A 14,406-nucleotide genomic window follows, 5' to 3' on the forward strand; every position below is an offset into this window, starting at 1 on the left:
TGATATAATAAAGGGCATAACCAAACGGATATGCCCTTTCCTATGTTTATTGCTTTAAGCCTTCTTCTAATGTCTCAAGCATCATATTCTTTTCTTGTTCATCCGCATGATTCCAAATTACTTCAAACAAAACACCTAAGCCGGGCAGCATTTTTTCTTCTCCTCTTTGAATCGCATCAACAATTGTATCCTTTAATTGTGCTTGGTCATTTCCGGATACATTATGAATAATGGCATTACGGAGATTTAAGTTCATTTTGTAGCACTCCTTTTATTATATTTCTTTAACATTTGCTATTAGCATGTCACGAATTAGAATGTTATATGTATATAAATTACGATATAATGAGATATTGATAAGTGAAGAGGAGAATACAAGTGAAATATATCGAGTCATTGAAAAATCCGCAAGTGAAACAGTGGAAAAAATTATTGACTAAAAAAGAACGTCAAAAAACGAATTCCTATTTAGTTGAAGGTTTCCATCTTGTTGAAGAAGCACTAAAATTTAAAGAGGACATCATTGAATTAATGTATAGTGAGGAAATCGAAATTCCTCAAGAATGGGATATTCATGGACTTCAAGTAACAAAAATTACTTCAGAAATTAGCAAAGCGATTTCGGATACAGAAACAGCCCAAGGCATTTTTGCCGTTTGTCAAATGAAAAATACTTCTGTTAATGAGTTGAATGGAAAATCATTTTTGCTATTGGATGCGGTCCAAGACCCAGGGAACATCGGAACGATGATCCGTACAGCAGATGCTGCTGGCTTGAATGCCGTTGTTTTAGGAGAAGGAACGGTTGATGCATATAATCCTAAAATCATTCGCTCTGCCCAAGGCAGCCATTTTCATATTAATATACTAACGGGACACCTGGATGAATGGATTAATAAGCTTCAACAAGAACAAATTCCTGTCTATGGAACGGCATTGGAAAACGGAATCCCTTTTAAACAAGTTCAGCCACAAGATTCTTTCGCGCTTATAGTTGGAAATGAAGGGAATGGGGTATCCAAACATTTATTAGAGTTAACAAAGCAAAATTTATATATCCCAATACACGGACAAGCAGAATCATTGAACGTTGCAGTAGCCGCTGGAATATTAATGTATTATTTAAAGAAATAAATTTGAATTTCATTTCACAAAATACTATAATATATACAATTGCATAAATGATAAAAGACAATGATAGGGAAAAGTAGTTTAATGGATCCATTTAGGGAGAAAATGCCAAAGACTGGGAGCATTTTTATGGAATATTAAGTGAAATTCACCCCTGGAGTCAGCATCGGGACCGTTTCTATTGAAATGTAAAGATGCCTCGGTGAAAAGCCGTTATTTAATGAAGTTGAGCATAATATTTTTTGATGCTAATTAGGGTGGTACCGCGATGATAACCTCGTCCCTTCTAAGGACGGGGTTTTTTTATGCTTATTTATTAAAGGAGGTAGAAAAGATGGAGCAAAAATTAAAAGATTTACAAGGAGAAGCCTTAGCAAAAATTGAGCAAGCGGAAGACTTAAAGTCTTTAAACGATGTTCGCGTTGCATATTTAGGAAAAAAAGGGCCGATAACAGAAGTTTTAAGAGGAATGGGGCAGCTTTCAGCTGAAGAACGTCCGAAAATGGGTGCCCTTGCCAATGAAGTAAGGGAAGTAATCAGCAAGCAAATCGAGTTAAAAAGTGAAGCATTAGAAAAAGCCGCAGTTGAAAAACAATTAGCGGAGGAAACGATCGATGTTACCCTTCCCGGTCGCCCAGTTAAAGTAGGTAATCACCATCCATTAACAAGAGTAGTAGAAGAAATTGAAGATTTCTTTATCGGTATGGGATATACGATAGCTGAAGGACCGGAAGTAGAAAAGGATTACTACAATTTTGAAGCTTTAAACCTTCCAAAAGGACACCCAGCTCGTGATATGCAAGATTCCTTCTATATTACTGAAGATATTTTATTAAGAACACATACTTCCCCAGTTCAAGCGAGAACGATGGAAAAACATGAAGGAAAAGGACCAGTTAAAATTATTTGTCCTGGGAAAGTGTATCGTCGAGATAATGATGATGCAACCCATTCCCACCAATTTATGCAAATTGAAGGTCTTGTTGTAGATGAAAACATTACAATGGGGGATTTGAAGGGCACGTTAGAAGTATTTGCGAAAAAAATGTTCGGTGCTGAGCGCCAAATCCGCTTACGTCCAAGCTTTTTCCCATTTACAGAGCCATCTGTTGAAGTGGATGTATCTTGTTTCTCCTGTGGAGGAGAAGGCTGTAATGTATGTAAAAAAACAGGCTGGATTGAAATGCTAGGTGCCGGAATGGTTCACCCAAATGTTTTGCAAATGGCTGGATTTGATTCAACTAAGTATACAGGATTTGCATTTGGAATCGGTGCAGAACGAATTGCGATGTTGAAATACGGAATCGATGACATCCGCCATCTATACACGAATGATACTCGTTTCTTAAAACAATTTTCTGTACATGAGTAAAAGCTAGGGAGGAAAAGATATGTTAGTTTCATATAAATGGCTAAATGAATATGTAGACTTAAATGGTCTATCCGCAGAAGAATTAGCAGAAAAAATAACGAGAAGTGGAATTGAAGTAGAAAGTGTTGAACATAAAGCCGCCTCTATTAAAGGCGTCGTTGTCGGTCATGTATTAGAATGCGAAAAGCATCCAAATGCTGACAAATTAAATAAATGCTTAGTTGACCTTGGCGACGAAGCACCAGTACAAATTATTTGTGGGGCTAAAAATGTTGCCAAAGGACAAAAAGTAGCCGTTGCTACTGTTGGGGCTGTTTTACCGGGAAACTTCAAAATTAAAAAATCAAAATTACGTGGTGAAGAATCAAATGGGATGATTTGTTCCCTGCAAGAACTTGGGATTGAAGGAAAGCTAATTCCGAAGGATTTTGCCGAAGGAATATTTGTATTTCCAAACGATGTAGAAGTGGGTTCTGATGCATTAGCATTGTTAAATTTAGATGATAAAATTCTTGAATTAGGTTTAACACCGAACCGTTCAGACTGTTTAAGCATGTTGGGTGTAGCCTATGAAGTAGCAGCTATTCTTGGTACGGAAGTTAAACTACCTGCTATCGAGAAAGCAACTGATTCTGAAGCTGCAAGCGATTATATTTCAATTAAAGTCGATGCACCGGAAGAAAATCCACTATATGTGGCGAAAATCATTAAAAATGTAAAAATCGGCCCTTCGCCATTGTGGATGCAAACAAGATTAATGTCAGCCGGAATCCGTCCACATAATAATGTGGTGGATATTACAAATTACATTTTACTTGAATATGGTCAACCGTTACATGCCTTTGACTATAATAAATTAGGTTCAAAAGAAATTGTTGTTCGTTTAGCCCATGAAGGGGAAAAAATCACTACACTTGATGACACCGAAAGAACGTTAAAAGCTTCTCATTTAGTTATTACAAATGGAAAAGACCCAATTGCGATGGCGGGTGTTATGGGTGGTGCTAATTCTGAAGTTAGCGATTCTACGACAACCGTATTACTTGAATCGGCTTATTTTAACGGTCAAACCGTTCGTAATGCGTCTAAAGACCACGGATTACGCAGTGAAGCCAGTGCCCGTTTTGAAAAGGGTGTCGATCCGAACCGTATCCATGATGCAGCGGAGCGCGCTGCCGAATTAATGGAAAAATACGCATCCGGTGACGTTTTGTCTGGTGTAGTAGAAGTAAATACATTACGAGTTGAGCCTGCTGTTATTGAAATTACGTTAAGCAAAATAAATCAAACATTAGGAACAACCATTACTTCAAATGAAGTACTTGAAATTTTTAACCGTCTACAATTTGACGTAAAATTAGACGATGAAATTTTTACGATTACAATACCAACCCGCCGCGGAGATATTACGATACAAGAAGATCTAATTGAGGAAGTAGCACGTCTATACGGTTATGATAATCTTCCAACTACATTACCTTCGGGTGAAACAACACCGGGCGGATTAACTGAAAATCAAAGAAAACGTCGTGCAGCAAAAAGATTTTTAGAAGGTGCGGGTTTAAATCAAGCAATCACTTATTCATTAACAAGCGAAGAAAAATCTAAGAATTATGCAATTGAAAAAAGAGATCCGATACGTTTAGCGATGCCGATGAGTGAAGAAAGAAGCCACTTACGCTTAAGCATTTTACCTGGATTATTAGACGTTGTTTCCTATAATCTTGCTAGAAAAAATGATTCTGTATCTATATATGAAATAGGTTCAGTATTTTTGAAAACTACGGATCATGAGCAACCTGATGAATATGAACATTTAGCAGGAGCAATTACTGGATTATGGCATTCTCAACTATGGCAGGGTGAGAAAAAAGCAGTTGACTTTTATGTAGCAAAAGGTGTTGTTGAAGGGTTATTCGAAAAACTTGGTGTAAGTCAACATATCTCTTATCAAACTGCACAAATTGACGGCATGCATCCGGGAAGAACGGCTGAAATCGTTTTAGATAATGAAGTAATCGGTTTTATCGGTCAAATTCATCCACAAGTTCAAAAGGAATTGGATTTGAAAGAAACATATGTATTTGAACTAATGACGAAACCAGTATTTAGTTTCGATGTAAGGCCATTACAATATATGTCTATTCCGCGATTCCCTTCCATAACGAGGGATATTGCATTAGTCGTTGACAGCACAGTAAATGCTGGAACGTTAAAAGATATTATTGAAACAGCGGGTGGATCATTATTAAAAGAGGTTTCAATTTTTGACCTTTATGAAGGTGAACATATGGAACAAGGGAAAAAATCCATTGCATTTTCATTAAAATATTTTGATCCGGATCGTACATTAACAGATGACGAAGTTGTAAAAGCACATGAAAAAGTGCTTAAGGCAGTGAAAGAACAAACAGGTGCTGAATTAAGAGGGTAGAAAAAAACGCGGAGCTTCCGCGTTTTTTTATATTAACTTTAATGCCTTTTCCGTGTTAGCAAAATGAATTTTAGCAAAATCTTTTAAAGCAGGACGGCCTTTCTTTTTAATTAATCGTGCAGCAGCCTTATCGACCTGGTGTCCTGCCCCTTTTGGTAAGGTGAATCCTGCTTTTTCACTTAATTTATCAAATTCTTTTATAAATGCATATCTTGCTAAGATAGAGGCTGCTGCTACTGCAAGATGGACACTTTCTCCTTTCGTACTAAAGTAAACATTTTCGGTGCATATTTCTTTTTGTCCCTTTAAATGACGATAATACGTATCTGCTTCAACGAATTGATCAATCAAAATTGCTTCGGGTTTTTCGGGTATTTTTTTCAAAAGATTATTCAATGCTTTGTTATGTAATAATGCTTTCATTTTACCTTGTGTCATTCCACTTGCTTGCAATTGATTGTATTTTTCATTATGTAATATTAATAGACTGTAAGGAATGACGTGAAGCAAATCCTTGGCGATCGTGACAATTTGGGGGTCGGAAAGATCTTTAGAGTCCTTTACGCCCAACTCCTTTAGCAAAGGGATTTGTTCCTTTTTAACATAGGCACTAACAACTGTGATAGGTCCAAAATAATCACCTGTTCCTACTTCATCAGAGCCAATCAGTGACATTGTTGAAATGTCGGGCGGTAACGGTTTTCCAGATGTTTTATTTACCTTTGTCTTTTTTGGGATTGTTGAAGCTTCTCCCCATTTACTAGCTTCATCGGAATGGAAATTTCCTTGGAACATAACCTTTCCTGATCGGTAAGCTGTAATCGTGCAGCCATTTTGTTTAGCAGTAAAAATTGCTCCAGGTGGATTTTTTTCAAGGAGTGACTGTGAATAATAATCCTTCATTTTATTTATCATTTCATGGGAAACTTTTATGACAGTGTTTGACATATGAACAACCTCCATTAAGTAATTATATAATATGTTGTATACGAAATTAGATACTTTCGACATTAATGGACAAAATCTTTCCAACTTATTCATTCCATGTTATTATAAACAATAGGATTTTTAAACCGAGGGGGCAAAAAAGATTGACTGAAAAAAATCGCATAACGGTCGGGATATATGGACAGCAATATACTATTGTCGGTACGGATTCGGCAAATCATATACGCCATGTTGCCTCATTAGTTGATGAGAAAATGCGTGATATTAGGTCCCAAAACCCCTCATTAGATACTAGTAAACTTGCTGTTTTAACAGCTGTAAACGCCGTACATGATTATTTAAAATTGCAGGAAAAAATAGAGATTCTCGAAAATCAACTTCAACAATTAAAGGACTGAAGTCATGGTTAATTTAGTTATTCTATTAATCTTAATCATTGGATTTTTTGTTGGTCTGAAGAGAGGATTTATTCTTCAGCTCATTCATATTACCGGTTTTATTATTGCATTTGCTGTAGCGTATATGTATTTTAAAGATTTAGCACCACATCTTAAACTATGGATACCGTATCCGGCATTGGATGAAAACAAATCGATATCCATGTTATTAAGTGGATTAAATCTAGAAGATGCCTATTATCGGGCAATTGCTTTTGCTATTATTTTCTTTGCAACAAAAATTATTTTACACATTATTGGATCGGCACTAGATTTTGTTGCACGTATTCCGATCTTAAAACAATTAAATGTTTGGGCTGGGGGCATATTAGGCTTTCTCGAAGTTTACTTAATTATCTTCATCATCTTATATATTGGAGCCCTGCTTCCGATCGAATCGATTCAACATGCACTTGATCAATCATTTATTGCCAAAGGAATAATTAAAAATACGCCAATACTTTCAAATCAAATTGAAAACTGGTGGATTAGCAATATTTCGTAGAAACTTCTCTTCATGGGGAAGTTTTTTCTTTTTACATGCCTTTTCAAATCATTTTTGCTAGTATATATGTAAATATACAAGCATAAGAGCTTTCTTCGACAGAAAGGAGATTGAATTTGTTATGGATAAAAAGTCGATTATTCGATTATTAGAACATATAGCTATTTATTTAGAAATAAAAGGAGAAAATTCCTTTAAGGTTTCGGCTTATCGCAAAGCGGCTAAGAGCTTGGAGGCTGATCGTAGAAGTTTAAGTGAAATAGAAGACTTTACAATTATTGAGGGAATTGGAAAAGGTACCGCAGAAGTAATAAAGGAATTTATCGAAACGGGAAAGTCCACACTACTTAAAAGTTTGCAGGACGAGCTGCCAACCGGATTGATCCCGCTCCTCCAACTTCCGGGATTAGGAGGGAAAAAAATTGCTGCTTTGTATCATGAATTAGGAATTACAGACGTTAATTCACTAAAAGATGCATGTGAAGAGGGCTTAGTCCAAAAATTAAAAGGATTCGGACCAAAAACGGAAGATAAAATTTTGAAATCAATTGAGGAATTTGGTTTAAAACCTAGTCGCTTTTCGATTCCATATATGTTGAAATATATTGAACTATTTGATGAGGTATTATCTACCATGGATAATGTCATTCAATTTTCTCGAGCAGGAAGTTTAAGAAGAGTACAAGAAACGATGAAGGATTTAGATTATGTAATTGCAACGGTAGAACCAAAACTAGTTAAAGAACAGTTATTTCGATTATTTGAAGTATCTGAGGCAATTGCTGATGGAGATACGAAAGTTACCCTCTGTGTTGCAGATACAGTTAATATAGATATTCGTCTCGTCCATCCTATAGAATTTGCTACCACATTGCATCATTTTACAGGTTCAAAAGAACATAATGTACGAATGCGTCAACTCGCCAAAAAACGTGGGGAGAAAATTAGTGAATATGGTGTTGAAAACCTAAAAACAGGTGAAGTACTTACGTTTGCCAATGAAACGGAATTTTTTCACCATTTCGGATTGCCATATATTCCACCGGAAATTCGAGAAGATGGCAATGAAGTGGATGATTTTACTTCCGATATACAATTAATCTCATTAAATGATATTATCGGTGATCTACATATGCATACGACTTGGTCTGACGGAGCAAATTCCTTGGAAGAAATGGTAAATGCTTGTAGGCAAAAGGGTTATAAATATATGGCGATTACAGACCACTCGAAATATTTAAAAGTAGCGAATGGATTAACAGTGGAAAGAATAAGAGAACAAAATGCAGAAATTAGAAAATTAAATGAGAAATATGATGATATCCTCATATTATCCGGGATTGAGATGGATATTCTCCCGGATGGTACACTTGATTTTGAAGATGAAGTATTAGCGGAATTGGATATCGTTATCGCTTCCATTCATTCTAATTTTAACCAGCCAAAATCAAAAATTATGGAAAGATTAAAGACTGCTTTGAATAATCCTCATGTTGATATTATAGCTCATCCAACCGGGCGCTTAATTGAGAGAAGGCAAGGCTACAGCGTTGATATAGATTTACTAATTGAATTAGCAAAGGAAACGAATACGGTTCTTGAATTAAATGCGAATCCTAATCGACTCGATTTAGCAGCGGAAAATGTTCGAAAAGCGCAAGCAAATGGCGTGAAAATAGTCATAAACACAGATGCACATAATATAAAAAACCTAGATTATATGGAATATGGTGTAGGTACGGCAAGAAAGGGTTGGATTGAAAAAGATACAGTAATTAATGCGATGGAACCAGAGGAACTATTGAAATTTTTGGGGAATAAACATCGTTAAAATGGTAATGGTTATAGGTTGAGATCGGAAACATCTTTTCATCCTTTCACCTCTAACCTCGAGAAATAGGAGGCTTGCAACTTGTTATGCAAGAAAAAATACTTAAAACATTAGAATTTAACAAAATTAAAGAATTGCTTTTGGAGCATGCATCCTCGTCACTTGGACAAGCTAAAATACGTGAATTAGTTCCATCTTCCTCATACGATGAGGTATTGGAAATACAGGCAGAAACAGATGAGGCCAGCCATGTACTTCGGCTAAAAGGTCATGCACCGTTAACAGGGATTTACGATATTCGACCACATATAAAAAGGGCTCAAATTGGCGGGATATTAAATGCTATGGAATTAGTTCAAACCGCCAGCACTATTTATGCAGCGCGAACAATGAAAAGATTTATCGAAGGTTTGCTTGAAAATGCAGTTGAGATTCCGATTCTTGAAGAAAAGGCGGAACAAATCACGATTCTTACACCACTTGAACACAAAATTAAAAACGCGATTGATGAAAATGGAGAAGTTCTTGATGGAGCGAGTGAAACGTTGCGACAAATCCGTCAAAAATTACGTTCAAATGAAAGTAGAATTCGTGAAAAACTTGAAAGCTTGATTCGTTCTCGAAATGCTGCCAAAATGCTTTCTGATGCAATCATAACAATAAGAAATGATCGTTACGTGATTCCTGTAAAACAAGAATATCGATCTAATTATGGTGGAATCGTTCATGATCAATCAGCATCTGGACAAACCCTTTTTATTGAGCCGCAATCTGTCGTAGAACTGAATAATCAGTTAAGAGAACTTCATATGAAGGAACAACAAGAAATTGAACGGATATTAAGCGAATTATCAGCAGAAGTTGCTGATTCGGGTGATGAGTTAGCTACCATGGTCGAAATCATGGGAGAATTTGATTTTATCTTTGCAAAAGCACGCTTCGGAAAAACAATTAAAGCGACAAAGCCAATCATAAACAATCAAGGGATTATCCAATTAAATAAAGCAAGACATCCGTTATTGCCTATCGATGAAGCAGTTGCAAATGATATCACCTTAGGGAAAGACTATACTTCTATTGTTATAACGGGGCCAAATACAGGTGGAAAAACCATTACACTTAAAACAATAGGGATTTGTACATTAATGGCACAAGCCGGATTACAAATTCCTGCTTTGGATGGTTCTGAAGTCTCTGTATTTAAAGAAGTATTCGCTGATATTGGTGATGAACAATCGATCGAGCAAAGCTTAAGTACCTTCTCCTCCCATATGGTAAATATTGTAGATATTTTGAAGCATGTTGATCATGAAAGCCTTGTCCTCTTCGATGAATTAGGTGCTGGAACCGATCCACAGGAAGGTGCAGCGCTGGCAATTTCAATTTTGGACGAAGTGTACGGACGAGGGGCAAAAGTGGTTGCTACTACTCATTATCCTGAGCTAAAGGCATATGGGTATAATCGAGAAGGAGTGATTAATGCAAGTGTTGAATTTAACGTGGAAACGTTAAGTCCAACTTATCGACTATTGATTGGTGTACCCGGAAGAAGTAATGCGTTTGAAATTTCGAAACGATTAGGGTTATCTGAACATGTCATTCAACATGCCAAATCATATATTGGTGCGGATACGAATCAAGTGGAAAATATGATTGCTTCTTTAGAAAAAAGCAAACGCGAAGCCGAAAGAGAACACCAAGAAGCACTCGACTATTTAAAAGATGCCGAAAAGCTCCATAAAGATTTACAAAAACAAATGATCGAATTTTACGAACAACGAGACAAAATGTTTGAAAAGGCGGAATTAAAGGCGGCGAAGGTCATTGAGGAAGCAAAAGAAGAAGCGGAAGAAATTATCCGTTCTTTACGTAAGATGCGACTCAATAACCAAGCAGTGATAAAGGAACACGAGTTAATTGAAGCACGAAAACGTTTGGCAGATGCTGTACCTACACTTGAAAAGAAATCAGTTAAAAAATCAGTAAATAAAAAGCATCAATTTGTTCCCGGAGATGAAGTGAAAGTCATTAGTTTTAATCAAAAAGGCCACTTACTGGAAAAAGTTAATGATGAAGAATGGCAAGTACAAATGGGAATTATGAAAATGAAAGTAAAGGAATCCGACATGGAATTTATCCAATCACAGCAAAAAGTTGAAACAAAGCCTCTTGCAACTGTGAAGGGTAAAGATTATCATGTCGGATTAGAGCTTGACCTACGTGGTGAAAGATACGAGAACGCCCTACTTAAGGTAGAAAAGTATATTGATGATGCATTATTAGCAGGCTACCCGCGTGTATCAATTATTCACGGAAAAGGAACAGGGGCACTTCGTCAAGGAGTTCAAGAATATTTGAAACATCATCGCTCGGTAAAACGTATAAGATTAGGTGATGCAGGTGAAGGCGGAAGCGGAATTACTGTCGTTGAATTTAAGTAAAGACATACCTTTACCGAAAACCTATTCGAGATATTAAGGAGTCAATGAGTGATGATGAACCATTTTTGGGAAAATCCCTTTGTTTTAACAGCAGGATATTATAGTGTCGTAGTTTTATGTATGGTTGTGTTTTTAGTCATATTTGAAATCGTTACAAAGTATCGAAATTGGGAAGAGATTAAAAAGGGTAATGTTGCGGTAGCAATGGCAACTGGAGGAAAGATTTTCGGGATTGCCAATATTTTCAGATATTCAATACAACATCATGATTCTCTTTTTGTCATGATAGGATGGGGATTTTACGGATTCCTATTGCTACTAATAGGATATTTTATCTATGAATTTTTGACCCCAAAGTTTAAAATAGATGTTGAAATTGAAAAGGATAATCGAGCAGTTGGCTTAATTTCGATGATAATTTCAATTGGATTATCATTTGTTGTTGGAGAAAGCATTTCATAAGGTAACTTGGAAGGAAATAGGTGAGATAAGCAAATGGAAACATTAGCAAAAGTTTTACTCGCTGTATGTGCATGTTTCTTAGTAGTGGGTATAATCTATGTCATAATGACATAAATAATAATGAAAGACTGACATTTGTGTGCTCAGTCTTTTTTTATAGTCAAGGACCTGTAGCGGAAATGAATAAAAAATGAACAATGATTCATTTTCTATTCATTTCAAATTGTAACCATTTACGTAATAGTCTATAATAGAGTAATAAGTGAAAATTTTCTAACACCATTTGAGGAGGGGACATATGGAACAAAAGCCTTGGCTGTCACAGTATCCAAAGGAAATACCGGCAACGTTATCATATGAAGAAAAACCGGTCCATTCTTATTTAACGGAAGCAGCGAAGAATTACTCAAATAAAATAGCCGTTCATTTTATGGGAAAAAATATTACGTATCAGGAAATTTATGAATCCGCACTAAAATTTGCAAATTATTTAAGAAAACTAGGAATAAAAAAAGGCGACAGAGTTGCTATAATGCTGCCAAATGGTCCACAATCAGTTATCGGTTATTTTGGAGTATTATATGCAGGAGGAGTTGTAGTACAGACAAATCCTCTTTATACAGAAAGAGAATTGGAATATCAAATGGAAGATTCAGGAGCAGAAGTTATTTTAACATTGGATATTTTATTCCCCCGAGTGAGTAAAGTGATGGGAAAAACATCAATCAAACATATAATTGTAACCGCTGTCAAAGATTATTTGCCTTTCCCGAAAAACTTAATATATCCCTTTATTCAAAAGAAACAAACAGGGATAGCCGTGAATATTAATCATGAAGGTAACCATCATCTATTAAAGAGAATACTAACTGATATGCAGGCCATTCCGTTAGAAAATGAATTTGATTTTGAAAACGATCTCGCGTTGTTACAATATACAGGTGGAACGACGGGTTTTCCAAAAGGTGTTATGTTAACTCATAAAAACTTAATTGCAAATGCATCTATGTGTGATGCTTGGATTTATAAGGCAAAAAAGGGAGAAGAAACGGTTCTGGGCCTATTACCATTCTTCCATGTTTATGGAATGACAGCTGTCTTACTGCTTTCAGTCATGCAAGGATATAAAATGGTATTACTCCCTAAATTTGATGCAGAAACTACATTAAAAACGATTCAAAAACAGCGACCAACAATATTTCCTGGTGCTCCAACAATTTATATTGGTTTATTAAATCATCCAAATATTGAAAAATACGATTTATCATCCATTAATTCATGTGTAAGCGGCTCAGCAGCCTTACCAATTGAAGTACAGCAAAAATTTGAAAAGGTTACTGGTGGAAAATTAGTTGAAGGATATGGTTTATCCGAATCCTCACCAATTACTCATGCCAATTTTTTATGGTCAGGAGAAAGGGTGAAAGGAAGTATTGGCGTTCCGTGGCCAGATACGGATGCTGCAATTTTTTCATTGGAGGATGGAAAGCCTTTACCGGCGGGTGAAATAGGAGAACTCGCAGTTAAAGGCCCACAAGTGATGAAAGGCTATTGGAATCGACCGGAAGAGACTGAGCAAGTATTAAAAGATGGCTGGTTATTTACTGGCGATGTGGGTTACATGGATGAACAAGGATATTTCTATATCGTGGATCGGAAAAAAGATATTATCATTGCGGGTGGTTATAATATATATCCTCGTGAAATTGAGGAAGTTTTATATGAGCATCCTGATATCCAAGAGGCTGTCGTAGCTGGTATACCTGATCCGTATAGAGGAGAGACTGTAAAAGCCTATGTTGTATTAAAAGAAAACGCAAAAGTAACTGAAGAAGAATTAAATAAATTTTCTCGAAAATATTTAGCCGCATATAAGGTGCCTAGATTGTATGAATTTAGGAATGAATTGCCAAAAACAGCAGTCGGAAAAATTTTAAGACGCTCATTAATAGATGAAGAACGCAAAAAGCTCGAAAAAGACGACAAATTAGGGTAAGCTAATTTTCTAGAGCCGTGCGTGGCTCTTCACTTTTTTAAGAAGTTGCTTGACAGAGAATGTGTTTCACATTATTATAAAACTATGAATGAATGGTCATTCATTTTTTAAAAGAAAATGAGAGTGTGTGGAATTAATTATTGTGGGAAAGCATTTTGACCTTCACCTCTCGCTTTAAATTGAAAGGTGTGGTGTAGGTTATATATGAAAACAAATAAACCGAAATACAGACAAATCATTGATGCAGCAGTTATAGTGATTGCCGAAAATGGTTATCATCAAGCACAAGTTTCCAAGATTGCGAAGCAAGCAGGTGTTGCAGATGGGACAATCTATTTATATTTTAAGAATAAAGAAGATATCCTCATTTCATTGTTTCAAGAGAAAATGGGAATGTTTATCGAAAAAATTGATGAAGAAATAGCAGGAAAACGGACAGCTGCGGAGAAGTTATTAGTAATGGTTGAAAGTCATTTCAAAATTTTGTCAGACGACCATCAATTGGCCATCGTTACCCAGCTAGAGCTCCGTCAATCGAATAAAGAACTTCGTTTGAAAATAAATGAAGTGTTAAAAGGGTACTTAAAATTAGTCGATAAGATCATTTATCACGGGATAGAAACCGGTGAATTCAAAAAGGATATTGAGGTACGCTTAGTTCGCCAAATGATTTTTGGTACGATTGATGAAACCGTGACAACATGGGTAATGAATGAGGAAAAATATGATTTAGTTGCACTTGCTCCGGCAGTTCAACAATTGCTTATCAATGGTTTTGGAGCATAAAAAATGTCATATCGGTGGGAAGCAACAATCTCACCGATTCACGCATAACAAAACGGCAAGGGG

The 14,406-nt window shown here is 36.1% G+C and carries 12 protein-coding genes and 1 other annotated feature; of the genes, 10 read left to right on the forward strand and 2 right to left on the reverse strand.

Annotated features, from left to right (window positions below; all coding sequences use genetic code 11):
• Positions 1-46 precede the first annotated feature (46 nt).
• Positions 47-256 (reverse strand): small acid-soluble spore protein SspI, encoded by a 210-nt coding sequence (gene sspI, locus B5V89_RS02415; RefSeq protein WP_066227033.1) that lies wholly within the window; start codon positions 254-256, stop codon positions 47-49.
• Between the two features lie 122 nt (positions 257-378).
• Between sspI and B5V89_RS02420 the strand changes: the two genes are divergently transcribed.
• The 3 genes from B5V89_RS02420 to pheT all read left to right on the forward strand — a co-directional run bounded on the left by B5V89_RS02420 (position 379) and on the right by pheT (position 4,937).
• Positions 379-1,134, forward strand: a complete 756-nt coding sequence (locus tag B5V89_RS02420; protein ID WP_107921263.1) for a TrmH family RNA methyltransferase — start codon at positions 379-381, stop codon at positions 1,132-1,134.
• A 51-nt stretch (positions 1,135-1,185) separates the two neighbouring features.
• Positions 1,186-1,419 (forward strand) — a binding site (T-box leader).
• A 46-nt stretch (positions 1,420-1,465) separates the two neighbouring features.
• On the forward strand, positions 1,466-2,503 hold the full coding sequence (gene pheS / locus B5V89_RS02425) for a phenylalanine--tRNA ligase subunit alpha (protein WP_108070331.1): 1,038 nt from the start codon (positions 1,466-1,468) through the stop codon (positions 2,501-2,503).
• 19 nt (positions 2,504-2,522) lie between these two features.
• Entirely contained in the window at positions 2,523-4,937 is a 2,415-nt protein-coding gene (gene pheT, locus B5V89_RS02430) for a phenylalanine--tRNA ligase subunit beta (protein ID WP_108070333.1), read from the forward strand.
• 27 nt (positions 4,938-4,964) lie between these two features.
• Here the strand turns inward: pheT and rnhC are convergent, their stop codons facing one another.
• A complete protein-coding gene (rnhC, locus tag B5V89_RS02435; protein WP_107921265.1) occupies positions 4,965-5,885 on the reverse strand; it encodes a ribonuclease HIII in 921 nt (306 codons plus the stop codon).
• Positions 5,886-6,028: 143 nt separating this feature from the next.
• Between rnhC and zapA the strand changes: the two genes are divergently transcribed.
• From zapA to B5V89_RS02470, 7 genes are all read left to right on the forward strand, one after another.
• Positions 6,029-6,283: a cell division protein ZapA gene (gene zapA, locus B5V89_RS02440; protein ID WP_235993023.1), complete on the forward strand. Its 255-nt coding sequence runs from the start codon at positions 6,029-6,031 to the stop codon at positions 6,281-6,283.
• Between the two features lie 4 nt (positions 6,284-6,287).
• Positions 6,288-6,827, forward strand: coding sequence for a CvpA family protein (locus B5V89_RS02445; protein ID WP_066227053.1), 540 nt, complete (start codon positions 6,288-6,290; stop codon positions 6,825-6,827).
• A 121-nt stretch (positions 6,828-6,948) separates the two neighbouring features.
• Positions 6,949-8,658, forward strand: coding sequence for a DNA polymerase/3'-5' exonuclease PolX (gene polX, locus B5V89_RS02450; protein ID WP_066227056.1), 1,710 nt, complete (start codon positions 6,949-6,951; stop codon positions 8,656-8,658).
• Positions 8,659-8,744: 86 nt separating this feature from the next.
• Positions 8,745-11,099 (forward strand): endonuclease MutS2, encoded by a 2,355-nt coding sequence (locus B5V89_RS02455; protein WP_066227060.1) that lies wholly within the window; start codon positions 8,745-8,747, stop codon positions 11,097-11,099.
• Positions 11,100-11,153: 54 nt separating this feature from the next.
• Positions 11,154-11,561, forward strand: coding sequence for a DUF350 domain-containing protein (locus B5V89_RS02460; protein ID WP_066227473.1), 408 nt, complete (start codon positions 11,154-11,156; stop codon positions 11,559-11,561).
• A 298-nt stretch (positions 11,562-11,859) separates the two neighbouring features.
• On the forward strand, positions 11,860-13,557 hold the full coding sequence (locus tag B5V89_RS02465) for an AMP-binding protein (protein WP_108070335.1): 1,698 nt from the start codon (positions 11,860-11,862) through the stop codon (positions 13,555-13,557).
• 204 nt (positions 13,558-13,761) lie between these two features.
• Positions 13,762-14,343, forward strand: a complete 582-nt coding sequence (locus B5V89_RS02470; protein ID WP_066227065.1) for a fatty acid metabolism transcriptional regulator FadR — start codon at positions 13,762-13,764, stop codon at positions 14,341-14,343.
• Positions 14,344-14,406: the final 63 nt, after the last annotated feature.

This window comes from Heyndrickxia sporothermodurans, from assembly GCF_003055045.1.
Taxonomy (GTDB): Bacteria; Bacillota; Bacilli; order Bacillales; family Bacillaceae_C; genus Heyndrickxia; species Heyndrickxia sporothermodurans.